The sequence below is a fragment of the Bacillus sp. Bwzl_19 genome (assembly GCF_054900515.1).
This window is the reverse complement of the sequence record NZ_CM142729.1, coordinates 1722464-1746331: the sequence shown is the minus strand read 5'-3', so window position 1 is coordinate 1746331 and position 23868 is coordinate 1722464. Positions and strand designations below refer to the sequence as shown.

Annotated in this window: 21 protein-coding genes; all 21 read right to left on the bottom strand. The window is 45.5% G+C overall.

What is annotated here, in order from left to right; all coding sequences use genetic code 11:
• Positions 1–138 precede the first annotated feature (138 nt).
• A complete protein-coding gene (ricA, locus tag ACW5MY_RS09180; protein ID WP_013352323.1) occupies positions 139–570 on the bottom strand; it encodes a regulatory iron-sulfur-containing complex subunit RicA in 432 nt (143 codons plus the stop codon).
• Between the two features lie 2 nt (positions 571–572).
• The gene (gene miaB / locus ACW5MY_RS09175; RefSeq protein ID WP_007611533.1) at positions 573–2102 is read right to left on the bottom strand and encodes a tRNA (N6-isopentenyl adenosine(37)-C2)-methylthiotransferase MiaB; all 1530 of its coding nucleotides are present in this window, start codon (positions 2100–2102) and stop codon (positions 573–575) included.
• 142 nt (positions 2103–2244) lie between these two features.
• Positions 2245–3420: a glycine C-acetyltransferase gene (locus tag ACW5MY_RS09170; RefSeq protein WP_013352322.1), complete on the bottom strand. Its 1176-nt coding sequence runs from the start codon at positions 3418–3420 to the stop codon at positions 2245–2247.
• 15 nt (positions 3421–3435) lie between these two features.
• The gene (tdh, locus tag ACW5MY_RS09165) at positions 3436–4482 is read right to left on the bottom strand and encodes an L-threonine 3-dehydrogenase (RefSeq protein ID WP_014470388.1); all 1047 of its coding nucleotides are present in this window, start codon (positions 4480–4482) and stop codon (positions 3436–3438) included.
• A 256-nt stretch (positions 4483–4738) separates the two neighbouring features.
• Positions 4739–4999, bottom strand: coding sequence for a stage V sporulation protein SpoVS (spoVS, locus tag ACW5MY_RS09160; protein ID WP_003154135.1), 261 nt, complete (start codon positions 4997–4999; stop codon positions 4739–4741).
• A gap of 199 nt (positions 5000–5198) precedes the next feature.
• Positions 5199–5993 (bottom strand): 2',3'-cyclic-nucleotide 2'-phosphodiesterase, encoded by a 795-nt coding sequence (ymdB, locus tag ACW5MY_RS09155; RefSeq protein WP_013352320.1) that lies wholly within the window; start codon positions 5991–5993, stop codon positions 5199–5201.
• Between the two features lie 61 nt (positions 5994–6054).
• Positions 6055–7614, bottom strand: a complete 1560-nt coding sequence (rny, locus tag ACW5MY_RS09150; RefSeq protein WP_003154140.1) for a ribonuclease Y — start codon at positions 7612–7614, stop codon at positions 6055–6057.
• 290 nt (positions 7615–7904) lie between these two features.
• Complete coding sequence (locus tag ACW5MY_RS09145; RefSeq protein WP_013352319.1) at positions 7905–9086, bottom strand: serine hydrolase domain-containing protein; 1182 nt, start codon at positions 9084–9086, stop codon at positions 7905–7907.
• Between the two features lie 166 nt (positions 9087–9252).
• Positions 9253–10296 (bottom strand): recombinase RecA, encoded by a 1044-nt coding sequence (gene recA / locus ACW5MY_RS09140; protein WP_013352318.1) that lies wholly within the window; start codon positions 10294–10296, stop codon positions 9253–9255.
• Between the two features lie 171 nt (positions 10297–10467).
• A complete protein-coding gene (locus ACW5MY_RS09135) occupies positions 10468–11718 on the bottom strand; it encodes a competence/damage-inducible protein A (RefSeq protein WP_013352317.1) in 1251 nt (416 codons plus the stop codon).
• Positions 11719–11735: 17 nt separating this feature from the next.
• The gene (gene pgsA / locus ACW5MY_RS09130; RefSeq protein WP_013352316.1) at positions 11736–12317 is read right to left on the bottom strand and encodes a CDP-diacylglycerol--glycerol-3-phosphate 3-phosphatidyltransferase; all 582 of its coding nucleotides are present in this window, start codon (positions 12315–12317) and stop codon (positions 11736–11738) included.
• A gap of 73 nt (positions 12318–12390) precedes the next feature.
• Positions 12391–13278: a helix-turn-helix domain-containing protein gene (locus tag ACW5MY_RS09125; RefSeq protein ID WP_013352315.1), complete on the bottom strand. Its 888-nt coding sequence runs from the start codon at positions 13276–13278 to the stop codon at positions 12391–12393.
• 18 nt (positions 13279–13296) lie between these two features.
• Positions 13297–14088, bottom strand: coding sequence for a DUF3388 domain-containing protein (locus ACW5MY_RS09120; RefSeq protein WP_013352314.1), 792 nt, complete (start codon positions 14086–14088; stop codon positions 13297–13299).
• A 127-nt stretch (positions 14089–14215) separates the two neighbouring features.
• Positions 14216–14473 carry a DUF3243 domain-containing protein gene (locus ACW5MY_RS09115; RefSeq protein ID WP_003154150.1) on the bottom strand — a complete coding sequence of 86 codons (258 nt, stop codon included), beginning with the start codon at positions 14471–14473 and terminating at the stop codon, positions 14216–14218.
• A 75-nt stretch (positions 14474–14548) separates the two neighbouring features.
• Complete coding sequence (ymfI, locus tag ACW5MY_RS09110) at positions 14549–15277, bottom strand: elongation factor P 5-aminopentanone reductase (RefSeq protein WP_013352313.1); 729 nt, start codon at positions 15275–15277, stop codon at positions 14549–14551.
• A gap of 58 nt (positions 15278–15335) precedes the next feature.
• Positions 15336–16622, bottom strand: a complete 1287-nt coding sequence (gene yfmH, locus ACW5MY_RS09105; RefSeq protein ID WP_013352312.1) for an EF-P 5-aminopentanol modification-associated protein YfmH — start codon at positions 16620–16622, stop codon at positions 15336–15338.
• Positions 16619–17899: an EF-P 5-aminopentanol modification-associated protein YfmF gene (gene yfmF / locus ACW5MY_RS09100; RefSeq protein ID WP_013352311.1), complete on the bottom strand. Its 1281-nt coding sequence runs from the start codon at positions 17897–17899 to the stop codon at positions 16619–16621. Before yfmF ends, yfmH begins: the two co-directional genes overlap by 4 nt.
• 152 nt (positions 17900–18051) lie before the next feature.
• A complete protein-coding gene (locus ACW5MY_RS09095) occupies positions 18052–21171 on the bottom strand; it encodes an MMPL family transporter (protein WP_289394404.1) in 3120 nt (1039 codons plus the stop codon).
• Complete coding sequence (locus tag ACW5MY_RS09090) at positions 21171–21626, bottom strand: MarR family winged helix-turn-helix transcriptional regulator (protein WP_013352309.1); 456 nt, start codon at positions 21624–21626, stop codon at positions 21171–21173. Before ACW5MY_RS09090 ends, ACW5MY_RS09095 begins: the two co-directional genes overlap by 1 nt.
• 104 nt (positions 21627–21730) lie before the next feature.
• Positions 21731–22960, bottom strand: a complete 1230-nt coding sequence (locus ACW5MY_RS09085) for an MFS transporter (RefSeq protein ID WP_462061866.1) — start codon at positions 22958–22960, stop codon at positions 21731–21733.
• A gap of 111 nt (positions 22961–23071) precedes the next feature.
• Positions 23072–23797 (bottom strand): GntR family transcriptional regulator, encoded by a 726-nt coding sequence (locus tag ACW5MY_RS09080; RefSeq protein ID WP_013352307.1) that lies wholly within the window; start codon positions 23795–23797, stop codon positions 23072–23074.
• Positions 23798–23868 lie beyond the last annotated feature (71 nt).

Below are 23868 nucleotides of genomic sequence, written 5' to 3'. Positions count from 1 at the left end.
TGCCCAGAAACTTTACTTTTAAGTCTGATAAAACTTTTTCGGGAAGATCAGGCGAAACGATAAAATGATGAATATTTAGTACATGATATAATTAGTTCTTTCAAAACAAAAAAACACGGGCCGATGAAGGCCCCGTGTTTAAAAGGAACAGCTGTTATTCGAATGTTTTACTTTTGAACCGGTTTCTCCCGTCAGCAGGTTGCCGCCGGTAGACGTAATGATTTCGTTTGTCACCTGATTGGAAATCGTGTGAGCGACAAGCTGAAGAAGGTCATTAACCTCAATCTGGGAATCTCTGAATTCCTGAATGATCGGAATCGCTTCAAGCTCTTCCTGCAGGGCGTCAATTTTACTTTCCACTTGTTTCAAAGCTTCAAGCTTTTCGTAATGCTTCAGGTTAACGGCTTGCTTTTGCAGGGCTTTAATCTGATTAATAATCACAGAGACTTTTTCATTTTCATTAATCTGCGCCTCGGCGCGTTTGAAAAAATCAACTTCTTCTGTTTCAGAAATCATTTTCGCAAGGTTCCTGGCCTGCTGTACAATGTCTTTCTTAGAGTAAAGCGTCATTATTATTTCACCTCGATTGCTTCTCCTGCCATCACACCGTCAAGCGACCATGTTTTCGCCTGTTCGATTTTGACGCGTACAATCTTGCCGATGGCGTCTTTCGGCCCTTTGAAGTTGACGAGCTTGCTTTTTTCCGTATAGCCGGCAAGAATGTCAGGGTTATTTTTGCTTTCTCCCTCAACTAATACTTCGACAGTCCGGCCTTCATATTCCTTCATTTTTTTGGCGGAAATTTCTTTCACCAAATCATTGAGGCGCTGAAGACGTTCTTTCTTGACCCTCATCGGAACGTTGTCTTTCATCTTCGCCGCAGGCGTGCCTTCACGAGGAGAGTAAATAAACGTATACGCGCTGTCAAATTCCACTTCACGATATAAAGAAAGGGTTTCCTCAAACTGTTCATCGGTTTCATTCGGGAAACCGACAATGATATCGGTAGTGAGTGAAGCGTTCGGCATCGCCGCTTTAATTTTTCCGACAAGCTCCAGATAGCGTTCTCTGTCATATTTGCGCGCCATCATTTTTAACATGGCCGAGCTTCCTGATTGAACCGGAAGATGGATATGGTCAAGCAGGTTGCCGCCTTTGGCGAGCACTTCGATCAGATGGTCATCAAAGTCACGCGGATGGCTTGTCGTGAAACGGATTCTCGGAATATCAATTTTACGCAGTTCGTCCATTAAATCACCGAGTCCGTACGTTATGTCCTCAAAATCTTTTCCGTACGCATTAACGTTTTGACCGAGCAGCGTGATTTCTTTATAACCTTCGCTTGCAAGTCTTCTGACTTCCTGGATAATTTCTTCAGGACGGCGGCTTCGTTCTTTTCCGCGGGTATACGGCACGATGCAGTATGTGCAGAATTTATCACAGCCGTACATGATGTTGACCCAGCCCTTAATTTTGCCGTTGCGGACCTTCGGAAGGTTTTCAATGACATCCCCTTCCTTCGACCACACTTCAATCACCATCTCTTTTGATAAGTATGCCTCTGATAACAGTTCCGGCAGACGGTGAATGTTGTGCGTGCCGAAAATCATATCGACAAACGGGTGCTTCTTAAGGATGCGGTTTACGACTGATTCTTCTTGTGACATACAGCCGCATACGCCCAGAATCAGGTCCGGGTTATTTTTTTTGAGCGCTTTTAAATGGCCGAGTTCGCCGAACACTTTGTTTTCAGCATTTTCCCGGATGGCGCAGGTGTTTAATAAAATGACATTCGCATCATCAACTGAATTTGTCGCTTCATATCCAAGCGCCATAAAAATACCTGCCATGACTTCCGTATCATGCTCATTCATCTGACATCCGTAAGTGCGGATATAAAACTTCCTGCCTTCCCCGAGGCCTTTAAATTCTTCTGAGATTTTAAAATCGTTATGATATTGAACGGATTCTTTGCCCCGTTTTTTCGCATCTTTTAATGAAGGCGGAATATATACGGCTTCGAAATACTTGCTGTAATCCTTTTCGGATTTTTTGTCCGCTGGATTTACTTGTCCGCTTTCCTGCTTTTGCTTTTCATTCATGTTCGAATGTCTCCTTTCAACCGAAACTTCCACCCTCAAGTATACTGGTTAAAAGCATTTGGCACAACCGCCAGCCTATTATTGTACACCTTATTGAGAATAAGAATCAATAAGAAATAAAAAAGAGGGAATCATTTCCCTCTTACACAAGCTGCAGCTCTTTTGCGGCGGAACGGATTACTTCAAGCGCCCGGTCAAGCTCCTCTTTTGTATGCTCCGCCGTAATAATGGTGCGGATTCTCGCTTTTCCTTGGGCGACCGTCGGATACACGATGCTTTGAGCAAAAACGCCGCGGGTCAATAAAAGGTCTGATAATCTCTGGGCTTTTTCTTCCTCACCTATTAATATCGGCACGATCGGCGTTTCGCTTTTTGTAAGGGTCAGCCCCATTTGAACCAGTTTGTCTTTGAAATACGCCGTGTTGTCCCAAAGCTTTTCCATATGCTCCGGCTCTTCCAGCAGGACGTCAATGGCTTCTATGCATGCGGCCGTCACCGCAGGCGGATGGGAGGTGCTGAATAAGAAAGGACGTCCTTTATGGCGCAGGTAATCGATTAGAACCTTGGACCCTGCGGCATATCCGCCAAGCACTCCGATGGCTTTGCTTAATGTGCCCACCTGAATATGGACTCTTCCGTCAAGCCCGAAGTGATTAACCGTTCCTCTCCCGTTTTTCCCGAGTACCCCGGAAGCATGCGCATCGTCGACCATTACAAAAGCATCGTACGCCTCTGCAAGTTTGACGATGTCAGGAAGAGGAGCGATGTTGCCGTCCATTGAGAAAACGCCGTCCGTGACGATCAGGCGCATGTGGTAATTCATTGATTTTTTCAGCACCCTTTCCAGATCGTCCATATCGACATGGCGGTACACCTTCTTATCTGCTTTTGTCAGCCTGATCCCGTCAATGATGGAAGCGTGGTTCAGTTCGTCAGATATAACGATATCCTCTTTTGTCAGAATGCTTGATAGGACGCCTTGGTTCGTTGTAAAACCCGATTGAAACACAAGTGCCGCTTCTGTTTTTTTAAAGTTTGCCAGCTTTTTCTCCAGCTCATTGTGCATCGTAAATGTTCCGGCGATTGTCCGGACGGACCCCGTGCCCGCTCCGAATTCCTCCGCGGCGCGTTTTGCCGCTTCGACAAGTCTTGGATGCGACGTCAAACCGAGATAATTGTTCGATGAAAGCTGAATCACGTTTTCCCCTTTGACTGCCACCGACGGCCCCTGCCTCGTTTCAATTTGCTTCATTTCCTGCCATGTTTTATTTTCTTTCATTTTATCAAGCTCTGCTTTTAGATATTCAAATTCTTTCATTGTAGAACCCTCCCCTTATGGAATCAGAATGACTTTGCCGCACTGGCCCTTTCTCATCAGGTCAAACCCTTTTTCAAATTCTTCAAGCGGAAACTGATGGGTGATCACCGGCGTCAGATCAACAAGGCCGGATTCAAGCAGATGCGATACCTGCCGCCATGTTTCAAACATTTTTCTGCCTGTGATCCCTTGGACAGTGAGACCTTTAAACACCACGTCATTTGTCAGGTCAATCGTCACCGGATGTTCCGGCAGACTCAGCATATGGAATCTTCCCCCGTTGGCCGCCATCTTTAATCCTTGTGTTATGGCTGCCGGGTGGCCTGACATTTCGCAGACAAGGTCTATCCCTTCTCCGCCCGTTAAGGTGTCAATGACTTCAAGCGGATCTTCTTTGTCAGCTGAAATGGTGATTGTGGCTCCCAATTTCTTTGCAAGAGCCAGCCTGTAATCATTTTTATCAATGGCCGCAATGCGGGATGCGCCGGCTGCCTTAGCCACCGCCACCGCCATCAGTCCGATCGGCCCGCAGCCGATAATTGCGGCGGAACCGCCTGCCAGATGGCTGTTTTCCAGCACCGTGTGAACAGCGTTGCCAAGCGGCTCTTGAACAGAGGCGACGGCAGGGTCCATGTCAGCGGGGTTTTTCCAAATGTTTTGAGCCGGCACTTTGACATATTCAGCGAATGACCCGGCTGTATCTACGCCAAGGATCTTTGTATGAGTGCACACATGATGTTTTCCTGTTAAACAGGGGACACAAGTTCCGCAGACGAAGTGGGTTTCCGCCGATACATAGTCACCTATTTTGACATTTGTGACGTGCTTACCCGTTTCTGCTACGATACCGCTGAATTCATGTCCGAATACTTGAGGTGTTTTGATTCGCTCCTGCGCCCATTGGTCCCAATTATAAATGTGAACATCTGTACCGCATATAGATGCGGCCTGTACTTTAATGAGAACTTCATTCTCATTAATGGAAGGTATGGGAATTTCTTTCAGAGTTGCTCCGAAAGCGTTTTCATTTTTAACGATAGCTTTCATCTTTCCTCCCAACATGTACACTCCTCCTCAAAAAAACACTGTAATAACTGGATTGTAACATGGTATCAGAAGGAGGTAAATACCAGCGTCCACCTGATAAAAACAATTGCTTCCGTCCGAAAAAATGGGCGGGATTTTTTTTGAATATTATATGAATAAAGTCGTTTATCATCTCTTCGTACTATTAATATAATATTGTGAGAAAATCTGACAGCAATAAAAACAACCTGCTCGCCTTACGCAAGCAGGTTGAGAATGTACATGTTTTGTTTTAACGGGGCTCGACGATTAACTTAATCGCCGTTCTTTCTTCTCCGTCAATCTGTATATCTGTAAAAGCCGGAATACAAATCAAATCTACGCCGCTTGGCGCGACAAAGCCTCTGGCAATCGCAACCGCTTTAACAGCCTGGTTTAAGGCACCCGCCCCAATTGCTTGAATTTCGGCGGCTCCGCGTTCTCTCAATACGCCGGCAAGCGCGCCTGCTACTGAATTTGGACTTGATTTTGCTGAAACTTTTAAGATTTCCATTTCTGCTCCCCCTTAGTTTTACAATGGATAAGTGAGTGTTCATTAGAACAATCATTATTAGATGTTGCTATCCAAAAAGCCATCCCCACAATGCTTTTCAAAAATAGCGGGCTACCTTCCATTTCTACTATATTCACTAAGAAGTTGCTATATTCCTGCTTTTCCTTTTAATATTTTTATAAAATAAACACATGATCACCTATTCAAAGAACATATGGTCATCATTGATTAAAATCCGTTCGATATTTACGGCTTTTTTCGTCTGATCGTCGATGTCGATGAGCACCCCGCTCAGCGTTGTTTTCCCTTCCGCAACGGTAAAACGGACCGGAAGATTGGTTTTAAACCGCTTAATGACCGTTTCTCTGTCCATACCGAGAATTCCATCATACGGACCCGTCATGCCTACATCAGTAATATATGCCGTTCCTTTCGGCAAAATGCGGTTATCTGCCGTTTGTACGTGTGTATGCGTGCCTACAACGGCTGAGGCTCTTCCGTCTGTGTACCAGCCGAGCGCAATTTTTTCGCTTGTCGCTTCAGCGTGAAAATCAATAAAAATGTACGGCGTGCGTTTTTTCGCTTCTTCTATTAGTTCATCTGCTTTAGCAAACGGATCATCAAGCGGCGGAAGAAACGTCCGCCCCTGTAAATTAATGACGGCAAGCTCTTTTCCGTTCGATTTAATATAAGTAATGCCTTTGCCCGGTGTGCCTTCCGGGAAATTCGCCGGCCGGACAAGATGCGGCACATCATCAATAAAGTCAAAGATCTCTTTTTTATCCCACGTATGGTTTCCCATAGTAATGGCGTCGGCTCCTGCTTCCATCAGGCTATGGTAGATCTTTTCCGTCAGTCCTTTTCCGTGTGCTGCATTTTCTCCGTTAATAATCGTAAAATGCGGCTTATGTTTTGCTTTCAATTTCGGGACATATTCTTTTACCATATCGCGGCCCGGAGAACCGACAACATCGCCGATAAATAAAATTCTCATAAATTCCATTCCTTTCTTTTCTGGAGACTCAAAAAAATAAAGTGATGCGCTAAGCATCACTTTATTTTGCATACTCTACGGCCCGAGTTTCTCTTATCACGGTCACTTTAATGTGGCCCGGATAATCAAGCTCGTCCTCAATTCGTTTACGGATATCACGCGCCAAACGATGGGCTTCCAAATCATTAATGGAATCCGGTTTCACCATGATGCGAACTTCACGGCCGGCCTGAATTGCAAATGATTTTTCAACACCTTCGTAAGACTCGGAGATTTCTTCAAGCTTTTCAAGTCTGCGGATATAGTTTTCGAGCGTTTCACTTCTCGCACCCGGTCTTGCGGCTGACAGTGCATCAGCTGCAGCGACCAGAACGGCGATAATGGAAGTCGGCTCTTCGTCTCCGTGGTGTGACGCAATACTGTTAATGACGACTGGATGCTCTTTATATTTGGTCGCAAGCTCCACTCCGATTTCCACGTGGCTTCCTTCCACTTCATGGTCAATTGCTTTTCCGATGTCATGCAGAAGACCTGCCCGCTTAGCAAGCTTTGCATCTTCTCCTAGCTCGGAAGCCATTAAACCGGCTAAAAACGCAACTTCCATTGAATGTTTCAGTACGTTCTGCCCATAGCTTGTACGGAATTTCAACCGGCCGAGAATCTTGATCAGATCCGGATGGAGTCCGTGAACGCCGACTTCAAATGTGGTCTGCTCACCCATTTCCCGGATATAGTCATCAACCTCGCGGCGGGATTTTTCAACCATTTCTTCAATACGAGCCGGGTGAATACGGCCATCCTGAACGAGTTTATCAAGAGCGATTCTTGCCGTCTCCCGTCTGATCGGATCAAATCCGGAAAGAATGACTGCTTCAGGTGTGTCATCAATAATCAGGTCAATACCTGTAAGCGTTTCAAGCGTACGGATGTTACGCCCTTCACGGCCGATGATACGTCCTTTCATCTCATCATTCGGAAGATTGACGACCGATACCGTCGTTTCGGCAACATGATCTGCTGCACAGCGCTGCAAAGCAAGCGACAAAATGTTTTTCGCCTTTTTGTCTGCCTCTTCTTTCGCACGGTTTTCGGTTTCTTTTGTCATGATGGCGATATCATGTGAAAGCTCATTTTCAACCCGGTCAAGAATGATTTGTTTCGCTTCATCCCGTGTCAGGCTCGAAATGCGTTCGAGTTCTGACTGCTGCATACGAATCATCTCATCCACTTTGCTTTCCATCTCTTCAATATGTTGTTGTCGTTCATTCAGAGAATGATCTTTCTTCTCCAACATCGCTTCCCGTTTATCAATTCCTTCATGTTTACGGTCAAGATTTTCTTCTTTTTGAAGTAAACGGTTTTCTTGTTTTTGAAGCTCATTTCGTCTTTCACGAACTTCCTGTTCAGCATCTATTCGAAGTGTATGGATTTCGTCCTTTGCTTCAAGCAGAGCTTCTTTTTTCAGTGCTTCAGCATCACGCTTTGCATCTTCAAGGATTTGCTCGGCAGCACCGCGTGCGCCCGCAATCTTTGCTTCGGCAATGGTTTTACGAACATAGTAGCCAACAACTAAACCGAGCAGAGTCAGCAAAATGGAGATGAGAACCGTCATTGGGGTCATACTTTCACCTCCTCTTGCTATGAACTTGGTTGTTGCTTAAATAAGTGCCGGCATGTACATTGTCTGATTTTCTCAACATACAGAACCTTCACAGGGAATGAGTCTTTCATGCCCTTGTCAAGTTTAAATGGTTTAACAATCATGTTAAAAAACAAATGTTACAACTTCATTGTAATTGTGTCGGAAATACTTGTCAAGCTTGCCAGCTTAACGATTCGCCTTCATCTCGGAATCTTCGCCATGTATATATCATACCATACCTTCAGCTGCTTTTCGTGAATGGCGGCTCGTTAGTTCGCCTGGTTAAGCAATTGGTAAATTCTGTTGTTCACCTGCCCTAATTTGGCGTTATTCTGAATATTTGACAATAAAATGACATATTTGCTTGCCGAATGGCTGAAGCTGTTCAAGATGTTGTAACCGGGCATTACGCCGTGATTGGAATAGCTTCCCGGATCAATGTAAAATCCCATGCCGTAAGCGGAACTGCTTCCTGCTGTGAACATTTTTGTAAAGCTTTCTTTTGAAAGGAGCGTGCCGTTTACGACCGCTTTATCAAATTTGTAAAGATCTTCAGCGCTCATATACATATCGCCCGCCCCGTAGAGCTGCGATAAGTCCAAAAGGTGAGGCGTGACAAGCCGGCCGCTCTCATCAACTTTGTAGCCGACAGCCGGATATTTGGCTTCAGCAAAAGTTTTGTAAAATCCGGCATGCTTCATTCCGGCCGGTTTAAACACATGGTCTTTAATATATTGTTCGTATGACTCCCCGCTGACCTGAGATACGATATAGGCGAGCACTGAATAATTGGAATCCCTGTACTCCCAAACCCCAGGCTGCCGTTTAATTCCGCGGTATTCTATATCCTTGATTAAATCAATAGGAGAAATCGGTCCCTGTCCCTCAATATGTCCGTTTATTCCTGACGTATGATTGAGCAGGTTTTTCAGTGTAATGCGCGTGCCGTTAGGAAAATTCGGCAAGTATGTACTGACGGTGTCACTCGTCTGAAGCAGCCCTTTTTCTTCAAGCTGCAAGACAGCCGTCGCGATTAACGCTTTTTGTGAAGAACCAACATAATATGATGTCTCCGGATTGTTCTTAATTTTTTGTTTTCGGTCCGCATAGCCAAAACCTTTTTTCAGCACAACCTTTCCATCTTTTACGACCATTGCTGTGCCACTGAACCCGATCTGTTGCAAGTAATTGCTGATCTGTTTATTGTGATCGATTGATTTAGGTGTTTTCTCTTTTTGCGTCTTTTCTTTTTTTTGTTGAGTCTGGTCTTTTGAAGAATCAGATTGAGCAGCGGGAGCGCTTTTAACGGATTCCTTCTCCCGGTGATGCGCTGTGACGGTCCAGATCATAATAAAAACAGTGACAAGCAGCAGAAAAAGAAACAGCCCTCCCGTTTTCATCAACTTTTTCTTTCTATGTTTATTAATTCTTGTGCGGCGGGGGCTCGTCATCTTTTTTCCTCCTCAGATATAATTTCAACTTTCGCCATGATGTTAGACGAGTGAAGGGTGAAAAAAGTTGTAACATTTCAGATAAAATTTTCCGAAACAGCCAGTGTTTTTTGAAACACACAAAAAAAGAGCGGAAATTGCTTATTCCGCTCTTTTTATCGTGCTTTTATTCTTCGAATTCAAGCTCTTCCTGAACTTCTTCCGCTTTTTCCGTAACACCGTTATTGTCCAAACCGTAATGTTCACGGATTTGTTCTTGAATCATCAGCATGATGTCTTTATTTTCTTTTAAGAACTGCTTGGCGTTTTCACGGCCCTGTCCGAGGCGTTCTTCTTCATAAGAATACCACGAGCCGCTTTTCTGCACGATATCAAGTTCAGTTCCAAGGTCGATGATTTCCCCTTCTTTGGAGATTCCTTCACCGTACATAATGTCCACTTCAGCCGTACGGAACGGAGGAGCGACTTTGTTTTTTACGACTTTAATTCTCGTTTTATTCCCCATAACGTCGTTGCCCTGCTTTAATTGCTCGGCACGGCGCACTTCAAGACGCACGGAAGAATAGAATTTCAGCGCGCGGCCGCCCGGTGTCGTCTCCGGATTTCCGAACATAACGCCGACTTTTTCACGAATCTGGTTAATAAAGATTGCGATTGTTTTAGATTTATTGATGGCGCCGGAAAGCTTACGGAGCGCCTGAGACATGAGACGCGCCTGTAAACCGACGTGTGAATCACCCATGTCACCTTCAATTTCAGCTTTTGGAACAAGCGCCGCAACAGAGTCAACGACTACGATATCGACAGCTCCGCTTCGCACCAGCGCTTCAGCAATCTCCAGCGCCTGCTCTCCCGTATCCGGCTGAGAAAGCAGCAGCTCTTCGATATTGACACCGAGCTTTTGCGCGTACACAGGATCAAGAGCATGCTCGGCATCAATAAATGCTGCCTGTCCGCCTTTTTCCTGAACCTCAGCGATTGCGTGAAGCGCTACAGTCGTTTTACCTGAGCTTTCAGGTCCGTATACTTCAATAATCCGTCCGCGCGGGTATCCGCCTATTCCGAGAGCGGTATCAAGTGCAAGGGAACCGCTCGGCACCGTTGAAATTCTTGTATCCGTTTTTTCTCCGAGCTTCATGATGGAACCTTTGCCGAATTGTTTTTCTATTTGCTTAAGAGCCATATCTAAGGCTGCCTGACGATCACTCATTTATTTTTTTCCTCCTTTATCTTGCCACTACATATACTATACCTTGTTTACTGACATTTGCCAAGAAAAAAGCGAACGCATATTCGGATTTTTTCCGCGTTCGCTTTTCTTAAAAAGAGCATTATTCCCCTTGTAAAACTTAAAAATCAGAGAAAACGTCTCTTTAAAACTTTATTTTTGATCCAGCATTTTCAAAATAAGATGGCAGCCGTATTTAGCGGCGCGCTTTCTGACTCCGGTTCTTGAGCCGGCAAAGTTAAATTCGTGCACCTCTTCTTTGCCTTCAGCGGAAATACCGATAAAGACGAGGCCCGGGGCATGCCCTTCCTGCGGATCAGGGCCCGCAACACCGGTAAAGCTGATGCCGATATCGCTTCCGGTCAGCTTTCTTACACCGGCGGCAAGCTCTTTCGCGCACTCTTTGCTGACCGCTCCGCTTTCTGCGAGCGTTTCAGCTTTCACGCCGAGCACATTTTGTTTCACGCTGTCGGAATAGCAGACAACGCCCCCCGCAAATAGTTGAGAAGCGCCGCTTAAATCAGTCACCCACTCTGAAAACAGGCCGCCGGTAAAGCTTTCGGCAGAGGAAATCGTGATTCCGTTTTGTCTGCATGCTTTTGAAAGCTCCTTCACCAGCGACGTATCATCATATCCGTAGAAAAATTCACCGACACGTTCCAAAATGGCGGCTTCCGTTTCTTTTAAAAGCCGCTCGGTTTCTTTTTCGTCGGCATGTTTTGCCGTTAAACGCAGCGTGACCTCGCCGTCGGCAGCAAGCGGCGCAATCGTCGGGTTCGTCTGCGCATCAATGATATCTTCTAAGTCAGCTTCAAGCTGCGATTCACCGATTCCGAAAAACCGCAGCACGGTTGAAACGATCTTCTCATTTGAACCGAGCTTTTTAAGAAGCAGCGGCTTCCCTTCATTTTCAAACATCGGACGCAGCTCGCTCGGCGGCCCAGGGAGCAGCATATAAAGTCTTGAGCCGTGCTCTGCAAGCATTCCCGGCGCCATGCCGAAATGATTCGCCAAAACGTCTGAGCCCTCAATGACGAGTGCCTGTTTGCGGTTATTCGGCGACATTGTCCGTTTTGTTTTCGCAAAATACTCTTCAATCGACCGGAACGCTTCGTCATTCAGAACGAGCGGGCGCCCCAAAGTGTTTGCAATGGTTTCTTTTGTTAAATCGTCCTTGGTCGGTCCGAGCCCGCCAGAAAAAATAATCAGGTCTGAGCGCTCTTCCGCAATGCGGATGACTTGCTTAAGCCGCTCCGGATTGTCTCCGACAGCGGTATGATAAAACACATTTACACCGATTTCCGCCAGCTCTTTACTGATAAACTGCGCATTCGTATTGGCGATCTGGCCGAGCAGAAGCTCTGAGCCGACTGCAATGATTTCCGCTTTTTTTGCTATTTCCATCTTTACGTCCTTCTTTCTCAGTTAGATGTTTTTAACGCATCCCAGTTCTTCGCAAAATAATCCCAGCCGGAAATGACTGTGAAGAGCACGGCCACCCATAAAGCGATATCGCCGAATGGGAAAGAAACGAGCTCAAACGGAAGATTATGAAGCAAAAGCGCGGCAACAGCGATGATCTGGGCCCATGTTTTAATTTTCCCCAGCATATTGGCGGCTACGACTTCTCCCGTTCCTGCCAGGACAAGCCTTAACCCCGTTACGGCAAATTCGCGGCTGATGATGACGATGACCATCCACGCCGGCGCAAGGTCAAACTGCACAAGCGTAATTAATGCCGCGGACACCAGCAGTTTGTCAGCCAGCGGATCTAAAAATTTTCCGAAGTTTGTCACGAGGTTCAGCTTTCTGGCGTAGTAGCCATCCACCCAGTCAGTCGTTGATGCAATAATAAACAAAACAGCTCCCGCAAGATGTGCGACCGGAATCGATTCATCTCCTATATGAAGGCTGCCCCATTGAAAAGGAACAAGCATGATAATCATAAATACAGGAATTAAAGCGATTCTTGCCAGTGTGATTTTATTCGGTAAGTTAAACATAAAGCCCCTCCAATATATGTACTCGGACGTGAAGAAAAAGTCATCTTAATCGTTCAGATGACTTTTTCCCCTTTTATTTTTTCATCTTGATTGTGATTGTCTGCGCCATCACATCATGCGGATTGAGTTCATAAGACAGAACCTCTCCGTTGATTTTAATTTTCAGGTTAGGGGCATAGCCCGTGCGTATTTCAATCTGCTTTTGATCCGTGATGTCTTTTTTATAGGTTTCACCTTTTTGCAGCGTTCCTTCTTTTAAAGAACCGCCGCTGTCATCACGGACGCGTATCCATGCGTTATCTGAAGCAATCAGTTCAAGCTTGTACTTATCAGCCCCGGAAACGTCGTATGAAGAAGCGGATCCTTCCGTTCCGGCCGCTTTGATCTCTGTTTTTTCACTGCTTTTTTCTTTCTTTTTCTGCTCTGGCTCTTTTGTGTCCTTTTTGCTGTCAGTTTGCGTGTCATTTGTATTGCCGTCATTTTTCAGCGCGGAATCCTTAGGAATCTCATACTTGCTCTCGCTTTGGGTGGCGGCCTTATCCCCGTCTGTCTGCCCGGACTTGCTCATTCCGAGCTGAATAATCGCATACACGATCGCAATGACGATAATGACACCGATGACAATAAGGACGGTCGGAAGCCATTCTGCCGCCTTTGAAGCGGACTTAGGCAGTTCCCTTTGCATGGCGAGGCCGGAGATTTTTTCCGACACATCGTCATGATACGTGTTAGGGATGTCTTTTTTATATTCTTCAAATAATTGGTCTGAATCAAGCCCGACAGCCTCAGCGTATTGCTTGATAAACGCCCGTACATAAAAATTGCCGGGAATGACGTCATAAGAGCCTTCTTCCAGAGCGGTTAAGTATCTTTTCTGAATTTTGGTCGCCGCCTGGAGTTCATCCAATGACATCCCTTTTTCCTCTCTGGCTTCTTTAAGCCGGATTGCTAATTCTGTCACAACAAACACCTTCCAATATTAAAAATCAAAGCTTGAAAAACCGGCCTGATCAAACATTTGCGGTTCTTCTGCATGTTCATATGTAATGACTTCATCAGGATCATTTCTGAGTTCGATAATATAATCGAAATCATCGAGCGTATACTCCGTATTCTGCACAAAAATATCGGGGTGCTCCACGACCTTTGTCGCCGGAAGCCTCATAATTTCACTGACGAGCTGAAGATGGCGCTCAGATCCGCGTCTTGTCGAAACGATGCCATCGAGGATAAACACGTTTTCCGTGCTGTATTCATCAGCAACCAGCTGGCTCCGGATCGTTTGTTTTAACAGCGTTGATGATACGAAAAGCCATCTTTTGCTGGCACAGACGCTTGACGCAACGATGGACTCCGTTTTTCCGACCCGCGGCATTCCCCGGATTCCGATCAGTTTGTGTCCTTCTTTTTTAAACAGCTCGGCCATAAAGTCAACCAAAAGACCAAGCTCGTCCCTTTCAAAACGGAAGGTTTTTTTGTCATCGGCATCACGCTGAATGTATCTTCCGTGGCGGACTGCGAGACGGTCGCGAAGCCTCGGTTCTCTCAGCTTCGTTACTTTAATGGTCTCCATTGTTTTTAAAATTGATTCCAGTCGTTTAATTTGATCTATATGCCGGCATCTGAGCAGCATTCCCCTTCTGGAAAGGTCGACACCGTTAATTGTGACAATATTAATTGACAGCATCCCGAGAAGAGATGAAATATCCCCGAGCAGGCCGGGGCGGTTCACTTGAATTTCATATTCAAAATACCATTCGAGCTTTGCCAAATGATATACCCCCTCCATTGTGGCAAATTTTTACCTTCCTTTATCATAAAACATTTTTCTCTAATTAGAAAGAAGAATGTTGCTCTATAGAGGAAAACATAAAAAAAGAGAGGAGAAATCCCCCCTCTTAATGAGTGCTGTTATTTTCAACAAGCTTCACCATCATATTTGCGATGGCGCGCTGTTCATCTTCAGAAGCAACGCTCCAAAGATCAGCAAGCACTTTTTCCTGATGGTTTTTCGAGTCGACTTCGTTTGCAAGGTAACCGCCGATTTCTGTAGCGAGGTCAGTGATCGTTTCATCACTCATCCCTTTTTCCTGTGCATAGTTCAATCTGTCGCCAAGGAAATTCTTCCAATTATCCCAGTTTTCTAATACTGACATGTTGGCTTCCTCCATTTCATCTGTTGTTACAAAATTATTTTGTCCGTGCAGATGTAAACTATACATACATTTTTTTCAGCAGTGCCAGCCGCCGTTTACGGATAATATATGCCCCGTAATATAAGAGGCCTTGTCCGACAATAAAAAGGCCGCCGCTTCGGCGATTTCCTCCGGCCTTGCCAGCCTGCCCGCGGGAATTTCCTCTGCTAATGCTTCTTTTTCATCAGACGTGAACTGATCAAGCATATTCGTATCAACGGCGCCCGGTGAGACTGCATTCACCCGGACGCCGCTCGGAGCAAGCTCCTTGGCAAGCGCTTTGACGAACGAATGTTGCGCTCCTTTAACCATGCTGTATAATACTTCGCACGACGCGCCTGTTTCACCCCAGACGGAGCCGATCGCGACGATGCCCCCGCTTTTTTTCCGGATCATGCCGGGCACCAGATTACGCGCCAGAAGAAAGGGGCTCGTCACATGCAGCTGAACCATCTCCCGCGCCGTGTCATCCGTAACGTCCGTAATCAGGCCGAAATGACTTTTGCCGCTGTTTAATATCAGAGCGTCCACAGGCTGTTTGACGGAGCGGCTGAGTGTTTTCGCGCCGTCTGGTGAGGACAGATCCGCCTGAATAACGGAAGCTTTTACTCCGAATGATGCGCTCAGTCTTTCCGCAAGCCCGGCTGCTGCTTCTTTATTAGAATGATAATGCAAAAGTACGTCATATCCGTTTTTTGCGAGGACTTCGCTTATACTTTGTCCGATTCCGCCGCTTGCTCCGGTTACAAGCGCTGTCTGTTTCATCAATCAACATTCCTTCTTTCCCCAGAAAAACATCCCTCAGGGCGCGAGGGATGTTTTGTTATGATTTCGGCACGACTTTGCAGACTGTCAGCCTGTCTTCTGATATTTCTTCTTTGATGACCCGCTCCACGTCTTCCGGCGTAATCTGCTCCAATACGGTTACGACATCAAACAGACTCATGTCTAAAAAGGCGTAGCGTGTGAATTGGTTGGCGATATATTCAGGCGAATTCAGCGCTTTTAAAAATGACCCGATCTTCTTTTTTCTCGCCAGGTCAAGTTTTTCCTCGGTCACGGCAGATCCTGCATCAAGCAGCATCTGTTTTAATTCGTCAGCGAGCTTATCCGGCTCCGGTGTATCTCCTCCGACAGAGGCAAAACCGAATCCGTATTCAGCCGTATAATCAAAGCTGAAGGTTTCATCAATGTAGCCTTTGTCGTATAGGTCGCCGTAATGCGGTGAGCTTTTTCCGAAAAGACACTCAAGCATGAGGTTCATGCTGAGCTCGTGCTTCAATAGCTCCCGTCCCGTTTTATATGGGTCTTTCGCCTTTAGGCCAACCAGACATTTTGAGCCTTGGACGTTCATTTTTAATTCCTGCTCCCGGCGGAAAACCGCTTCCTGCTCCCGAACTTCTTCACGTTTGATTTCAGGCTGATCTGTAAACGGCTTTTTCTCCTGGTTTTTCCGCACCTGGCTGATGATCGCTTCAGGATCTACAGGGCCGACGATAAAGAGCAGCATATTGCTCGGATGATAAAACGTTTCGTAGCACTCATACAGAAGATCTTTCGTAATATGAGAGATGCTTTCCACCGTTCCGGCAATGTCAATTTTCACAGGGTGGTCTTTATACATATTTTCGATGAGGCCGAAAAACAGCCGCCAATCCGGATTATCATCATACATGTTAATTTCTTGGCCGATGATGCCTTTTTCTTTTTCCACTGATTTTTCCGTGAAATACGGGTCCTGGACAAAATCCACGAGCGTTTCCAGGTTTTGCTCTACATTTGAGGTACTGGAGAACAGATAAGCGGTTCGTGTAAATGACGTAAAGGCATTTGCCGATGCCCCCTGCTTGCTGAAGTCCTGAAACACGTCGCCGTCCGCTTTTTCAAACAGTTTATGCTCAAGAAAATGCGCGATTCCGTCAGGGACGTGAACCATTTCTTCCTTTTTTAAAGGAACGAATTGATTGTCAATGGAACCGTACTTTGTCGTAAACACGGCGTATGTTTTATTAAAGCCCTGTTTCGGCAGCACATAGACATCAAGGCCGTTTGCCATTTTTTCATGATACAGCGTTTCTTGAAGCTGTTCGAAGTTTATCGGTTTAGTCAAGATGCTCCCCCCGTCCCTTTTAAGAAATAAGTCGTATCCAGCTTAATGTTCTTTCCGACATTGACAATGTCCTCTTTTGTCACTTTCTCAATATTGTCAAGGAATGTTTCGATCGGTATCTCCACTTGGGCTGAGGCCTGCTGGTACAGAAATTCCGCTAAGCCGTATGCCGTATCGATCGTTTCTAATACTTGGTTTTTAATAACGGCTTTTGTCTGGGCGATATCGTCTTCTGAAAAGTCACCGTTCTGCATCGCCTGAAACTGTTCTTCAATAATGGTGACGGCCTGCTTGTAATTTTTCACTTCAATACCCGACATGACCATCAAGAGCCCTTTGAAGCTTTCCACCCTTGAGGCTGCATAATATGCGAGACTCGCTTTTTCACGGACATTCATAAACAGTTTTGAATGAGAGAAACCTCCAAAGAGCCCGTTAAACACTTGCAATGCAGGATAGTCCGGGTCTGTGTATGTCGTATTGGTCCGGAATCCGATATTCAGCTTGCCCTGTTTGACGTCCTCTTCATCAATAACTTCCTTCGGATCAGGCTGTTCATTCGCCATGCTTCTTTCTAAAGGCTGCTGCGCCCGTTCGTCCGTTTTAAAATACGTATCAACGGCTGTTTTCACCTGATCTGTGTCAACGTCGCCGATGACATACAGGTCCAGCTGATCTTCGCGTATGGCTTTTTGATAGGCTTCATACAGGTCTTCCGGAGTAATGTGTTCAACATCATCGAACTCACCGTTGACGTGAAGGGCATATGGTTCGCTTTTGCACATTTCCTGAACGAGACGAAGATTAGAATATCTCATCTTATCGTCATATACGGCTTGAATCCGCTGTTTCAGGGTCCGTTTTTCCTGCGTGACATAAAGGGGCAGGAAGGCGCCGTTTTCCAAAGCAGGCGAAAAGACAAGCTCTGATAAAAGCTGAAGACCTTTTTCCAATAACGGTGTGCGGTCCTTCAGATACTTTTCATTGGGAATCTCAAGCCGGAACGTAATAACATGACGTTCTCCCTTTTTTGTCAAATCAGCGGAAACGGATGTGCCGTACAGTTCATCAAAATAAGAACGCAAATCAGCCGTTTTCGGCCGGCTTTCTGTCCCGCGGAGAAGCACATGCGGAAACAGCGCCCTTTTTGTTACAAGCTCTTTCGTTAAAGGAGCCAGCATTTTAAACGTCAGTGAAACGGTTTTAAATTTTTCAGTCTTTACGATGTGGGCGGTGATTCCGCCGTGTTTTGACTTCATTTCATTTACGTAAGTCATGTGAAACCTCCTTCGTTCATTCTTTCATATTATGTATTATGACCAAATTTCAGCATTCGCAAAAAAGAGTGCGCAGATGTAATTATATCAACTGGAGGATTTATAAGGAAACAAAAAACCTCTGCCCGAAAACCAGGCAGAGGCATTGTACGTTATTTTTTCAAATTGAAAGGCCACCAGTTGGCTCTTCCGAATATTTTCACCATGACCGGTACAAAAAACGGAAGGACAACAATTGCGTACATGAGAAGGCCGGTTAATACCACGGTTGCGATCTGCAAAAGGGAAAGAACGCCTGACGGCAGCATGGCCGCAAAGGTTCCCGCTAAAATAATTGCCGCAGAAATGATGACTGAGCCCATATTTTTCATACTGCTGATCATTGCCGCTTCCGTTCCTTCTTTTTTCAGCTCATTAAAACGGTCCATCAGGAAGATGGAATAATCCACGCCCAGAGCCATCAGAATGACAAAGCCGAAGAACGGCACGGCCCAGTTCACCCCCGGATACCCGAAAAAGTGTGTAAAGATGTACTCCGTCACGCCGATGGATGCGAAATACGTCAGGACGAGCGAAGCCACTAAATAAACAGGCATAATGAGGGAACGCAGCATGACGATGAGAATCAGAAAAATGCCCGCCAGCATAAACATCGCCGTCCGTTTGAAGTCTGAATCCGATACTTCTTTTAAATCGGCATTCATGCTCGAGACCCCGGAGACGCCGAAAGAGGCATTCTTCAAATCCGTATTCGGAATGACCCTTTTTACGCTCGCTTTGATCGCTTGAATATCTTGAATGGCCGTATTTGAATAAGGATTGTTATCAAGAACGACGGTCAATTCTGTCGTTTTTCTGTCTTCTGACATGTACGTATTAAACACGCTTTTGAAATCACTGCTTTTCAATGCGTCTTGCGGCACGAACCAGCCCGCCATTTCTTTGTCTGACGCCTTATGAAGTTCACCCAGATAATCATTCGCCCCCATCATGCCGCTTGAAACCTTCTTAAGCCCTTTTACACTATCGTTAAGCCCGGAAGAAAGATCACTGAGCTGGGAAGAAAAATCACCGAGGCCGCTTTGCATTTTTTTCTGGCCCTCCGCAAGCTGTCCTGCCGCCGATTCAAGACGCGGCATTTGTCCGGCGAGAGCCCCCTGTCCGTCTGATACTTGCTGAAGGCCGTTTTCAATTCTGGTCAGGCCGTTGATCATTGCGTTAATTTGAGTGTCAATCTTCTGTTGAGCGGCTGACAGCCGGGCAAATTGTTTTTCCGCTTGCTGCAGATTATCCTTTTGACTGTCGACCTGTTTAGAAAACGCTTCTGCGTCTGCATTTGCTTTGGAAACGGCTGACTGAACGCTTGTAAAAGCCGATTTGATCTCTTGATAGGAGGGATCGGTTTTTACTGCCGGTACCGACGCTTCCAATTTTGCAAACGGCAGCCGGTCAAGCTGCTTGTTCAGATCGGCAAGCTGCCTGCTGGCTTCATTTTTCATCGGCAGAAGGGTTTTTACCAGTTTTAAAGCGTTTTGCGTTTCTGATGCGAGACCGCTGCTTTGACTGAGCTGCGCAGACAGCATTTGTTTCTGCTCTTCAATCTGCTTTCTCATTTGAGCGACACCGGCTTTATTCTTGTTCACGCCAGCCTGCAGCTTATTCAGGTTCTCTCCTATATCAGAAAGCCCGGATTTCAGAGACAATGTCCCGTCAATAAGCTGATTGACGCTTTTCCCCGACTCTTCGATCTGCGGCTGTGAATCAGCTAACGACTTTGCGGCATTCCCTAATCCGTCTGTTATTTTTTCAAGCCCTGTATTGCCTTTGCCTAGACCTTCTTGGAGCTGTTTTGCCTGATTTGTGACAAATAATTGATTCAATCCGTTCCCTGTAGGGCGCGTGGCGCTTCTGACCGTTTTCACACCCTCTGTCTTTTCAAGTTCCCTGCTGATTTTTTCGATATCAATCAGGTGTTTTTCGGTATTTAATGCCTCGTCATTTTTTATGACGACTGTTGCCGGAAGAAGTTCTCCCGGTCCGAATGCATCTGAAATCGTATTGAAGGCGCGGACGGATTCATATTTATCCCCGATCTCGTCAAGGCTGTTGTAAGATAGCGCGCCTTTGTAAAGAAGGATCGGCGGGACGGTAAATACCGCGACGATTGCCAGACTGATAAGCGGCCGCTTAAACGAGAACGTTCCTGCTGTTTCCCATGCTTTGCTTTGAGGATGGGAAATATCGCCTCTGACAGGCCAAAACAACCTTTTTCCTAAAACAGCCATAAAAAACGGCACAATCGTCATGAGTGCAAGCAGCAGCACTGCGACACCGACTGCAACGGCGGCTGCCGACTGATACAGCTTAAATGTCGCAAATCCGATGCAGGCAAATCCGATCAGCACCGCTCCGCCGCTGTACAAAACCGTCTTTCCGGCCGTTTTGTAGGTCACAACGATCGCTTCTCTAATATCAGCGCCGTGAGACAGTTCTTCTTTAAACCGGCTGAGAAGCAGAATGCAGTAGTCTGTGCCGATTCCGAACATAATCGCAACCATAAAAATCTGAGTAAAGGTTGAAAGCGGAAAATCCAGCTGATCGACTAAAAAAGCGACAATGGATTGGCTGACTAAATAAGAGATTAATACTGATAATAGCGGCACAAACGGCGCGACCACTGACCGGAATACAAGGATCAGCACGATCAGGATAAAGGCAACCGTTATATATTCAGTCTTTTCCAAGCCGTCCTGAGAGCTTTTTAACACATCTTCGTCAATCAGCGACTGGCCTGTAATGCCGTATGATACGCCGTACGGTTTGAGCTCTTTATCAATTTTATTTTTTATTGCAATGATATTGTTTTTTGATGTATCAAGCTGCAGCTGAACAAGCATCGTTTGTTTGTCTTTTGACAGCAGCTGTTTTTTGATGTCGTCATTTTTTTCCCCGAAATATGAGGTCACCGTTTTAATATGAAGCGCTTCTTTATGTTCAGACAAAGTGCTGACGGCTTTCTGTAAACGATCTTTTTTGTCTGTCATTAAGCCTTTTTCGTGAAAGACGATGACGGCGGAAGAAGACGGTGCATCTGAATCAGACATGTCATCAATCAGTTTGCGGGCGTCTGAAGAGGAATATCCGTCCGGTACGGAAATCTGGCCTTTCTCCCGTGTCAATTCAGCCATATCAGGCGCTGTAAGCATAAATATCACCGTTGCGGCGATCCATGCCGCGGCGATGATCCAGCGGGCTTGGATAATTTTTTTCATTATGTCTGCTGATCCTCCTCTGCCATCATCAATCTGTATAATTTTTCGTATGTATTAACGAACATTTCCGCCTCGTCTTCATCAAAATACATAATATATGAACGGACGAGATCCTCAATCCGCCGCTCCACACGGTGAAATACTTCCGTCCCCTTTTCCGTGACGTTTAACAGGATGCTCCGGCGGTCGCTTTGGCTCCGTTCTCTTTTGATGTATCCTTTTTCATGCAGGCGGTTCGTCATAGAGGTAATGGCGCTTTTGTTGACGTGGCACACGGCGGCAAGTTCAATTGATTTGCAATCGGGATTGAGCATAATATAGCGGAGTATGTAATATTGATCCAATGTAAGCTCTTTGTTCACTTTCTCGGCGATAATGCTGTCAATTTTTTTTAAGACGTGCAGGTATACATCAGAATAACGCTGAATCAGCTGTTTTACTTTTTCTTCGTGCACTCTTTTCCCCCTCCTTTAATAGTTAATATGTTTAACTATTAAAGGATAACGAGCAGACGGTATCATGTCAATATTCAAAATAAAATAAAAAAAGAAAGTGCAGATTACACCGTCTTTAATGATTCCTTTTTTTCTTTTGCTTGAGAAGAGATATTTAACAGCGCTAAGAATACTGATACAATGCCGCAAAAAGCGGATAAAATAAAAATCAGCCAGCCCGCATTTGACATCAGCGCAGCAAATATTGGCGGTCCCGCCGCTACTCCGATAAACCGCATGCTGTTATAAAATGAGGTGATGGTTCCCGATTCTTCGTTGTTTACACCTTCTGTGATGACAGCGTCTAAAGCCGGTAATGCCATTCCGATTCCGATACCGCTGACACACAAGAAGATAAATAATAAATAAAAACTGTGATTCCACCACAGGCCGATAAATGACAGTGTCACGGCACTCATTCCGAAAACGATGCAAAACTTCATTTTGCCTTGGTCTTTCCCGATTTTTCTGCCTGATATATATGAACTGACGGATAGAAATAAAAGCGGGATTGCCAAAAGCGCTCCTTTAGCCACACCGTCAATTCCGTATTTCTTCTCCAGCGAGTCTGATAAATAAAACAGAACCCCGAACAGCAAAAACATAATCACGCAGCCGATAATAAACACCGTAAAGAGCCAGCGTCCGTCACGCTTAAATATGCGGCCCACATTTTTCACAAATTCAGAAATAGAAGGCGCTTCTTTTTGTTCCTCCGGCTTTGCCACCAAAAACAAAACGAGAAAAAAACTGATGAGCGAAAAAAACGGAATGAACCAAAATGGCATAAACCAAAACCAAACGGCCAAGAGCGACCCGATAATCGGGCTTAATACTTTCCCGGCGGTGTTAGACGTCTCAATGTCGCCGAGCCCCGCGGTAATCCGCTCATCATCCCCCTTGAACAAATCACCGATAAACGGCATCACCACAGGAGCCGCCCCTGCCGAACCGATTCCCTGAAGCACCCGTCCCGCCAAGATAATGGGATATGGATGCTTGAACGCGGTGGAAGCTATTGCGGCAAGCGCACCGCCCGCACCGGCTATGAGAAGACAAGGCAGAAGAACCTTTTTTCTTCCGAATTTATCGGACAGATATCCGGCAATCGGAATACAAATAATCGCCACAATCGAATAGACCGTTATAATTAACGATACTTGAAAAGACGATATGGACAGCTTCTTTTCAATCATCGGAAGCACTGGAATCAGCATGGAATTCCCGAGTGTCATGACGAGCGGTACAGAAGCCAAAGCAATGATATTTTTCGTTCCATTTTTCTTCTTACTCAACTTATTCACCCATTCACTATACTTGGTTGTTTCCTGTTTTATTGTGCCTTGCGGCAAACAAAGTATGTACGAACGGCGCAAATAAAAAAACAGACACATGACGCGTCTGTTTTAAAAACGTTTTCTTACAACATGAAAGCGGAACTTATCAGCGCGGAAATAATTTAATGAATATAATACAGGTTCATCATGCTGATTATAGTGGGTTTGTTTCAATAATAAAAGCGACGTCTCCGGCTCACATTCCAAAACGGGTGAAATCGTATCGTGATATCCGATCGGTTCAATATCAGCAACGGCATAGCTGATCACCGATCCCGAGTTTTTTTCCAAGAGATCAAAAATGGACTCCTGTTCATGACAGAAAGAATTCGGCAGAATGTCCATCGGAATCGTATCTAAACAGTAAACGACCGGAGTGCCGCTTGCCGTTCTCACGCGCTCCAAATAAAAAAGCTCCTGCTCAGGCTCAAGCCGGAATCTTGCAATATCTTCATCAGACGGTGTAATGACCTGGGACGACAAAAAAATCGTACCCGGCACCATGTTCGCTTGCTGAATCATTTTCGTCACGCTGTTGAGCTGTTCAATACCTGAAAGAAACAGCGGTTTTGTATGGACGAAAGTGCCCACACCGTGCCTTCTGATAATCACATGCTCCTCTTCAAGGATACGTAAAGCTTCACGCAGAGTCGCCCGGCTGACACCCATCGATTTTGAAAGCTCAAATTCAGAAGGAAGCTTTTCCTTTTCGGTGTAAATTCCGTTTTTTATATCCTCTTTGATTCGCTCAATCACTTTTAAATACAAGTGACGATTGTCAGCTTTTGTAGACATGTTTCCCCTCCGTAAACCACTTTCTTAAATTATTGAACAATTGGGACAACTATATCATGTTTTGATAAAAA

Excerpts from the sequence above, each read along its gene's own strand:
- rny (WP_003154140.1), bottom strand. The coding sequence starts at position 7,614 with ATGACCCCAATGACGGTTCTCATCTCCATTTTGCTGACTCTGCTCGGT.
- ACW5MY_RS09115 (WP_003154150.1), bottom strand. The coding sequence starts at position 14,473 with ATGTCAGTATTAGAAAACTGGGATAATTGGAAGAATTTCCTTGGCGAC.
- ACW5MY_RS09080 (WP_013352307.1), bottom strand. The coding sequence starts at position 23,797 with ATGTCTACAAAAGCTGACAATCGTCACTTGTATTTAAAAGTGATTGAG.
- pgsA (WP_013352316.1), bottom strand. The coding sequence starts at position 12,317 with ATGTTTAACTTACCGAATAAAATCACACTGGCAAGAATCGCTTTAATT.
- recA (WP_013352318.1), bottom strand. The coding sequence starts at position 10,296 with ATGAGTGATCGTCAGGCAGCCTTAGATATGGCTCTTAAGCAAATAGAA.
- ACW5MY_RS09135 (WP_013352317.1), bottom strand. The coding sequence starts at position 11,718 with ATGGAAATAGCAAAAAAAGCGGAAATCATTGCAGTCGGCTCAGAGCTT.
- ACW5MY_RS09095 (WP_289394404.1), bottom strand. The coding sequence starts at position 21,171 with ATGAAAAAAATTATCCAAGCCCGCTGGATCATCGCCGCGGCATGGATC.
- tdh (WP_014470388.1), bottom strand. The coding sequence starts at position 4,482 with ATGTTGGGAGGAAAGATGAAAGCTATCGTTAAAAATGAAAACGCTTTC.
- yfmF (WP_013352311.1), bottom strand. The coding sequence starts at position 17,899 with ATGACTTACGTAAATGAAATGAAGTCAAAACACGGCGGAATCACCGCC.
- ACW5MY_RS09145 (WP_013352319.1), bottom strand. The coding sequence starts at position 9,086 with ATGACGAGCCCCCGCCGCACAAGAATTAATAAACATAGAAAGAAAAAG.
- miaB (WP_007611533.1), bottom strand. The coding sequence starts at position 2,102 with ATGAATGAAAAGCAAAAGCAGGAAAGCGGACAAGTAAATCCAGCGGAC.
- ymdB (WP_013352320.1), bottom strand. The coding sequence starts at position 5,993 with ATGAGAATTTTATTTATCGGCGATGTTGTCGGTTCTCCGGGCCGCGAT.
- spoVS (WP_003154135.1), bottom strand. The coding sequence starts at position 4,999 with ATGGAAATCTTAAAAGTTTCAGCAAAATCAAGTCCAAATTCAGTAGCA.
- ACW5MY_RS09170 (WP_013352322.1), bottom strand. The coding sequence starts at position 3,420 with ATGAAAGAATTTGAATATCTAAAAGCAGAGCTTGATAAAATGAAAGAA.
- ymfI (WP_013352313.1), bottom strand. The coding sequence starts at position 15,277 with ATGAAACAGACAGCGCTTGTAACCGGAGCAAGCGGCGGAATCGGACAA.
- ricA (WP_013352323.1), bottom strand. The coding sequence starts at position 570 with ATGACGCTTTACTCTAAGAAAGACATTGTACAGCAGGCCAGGAACCTT.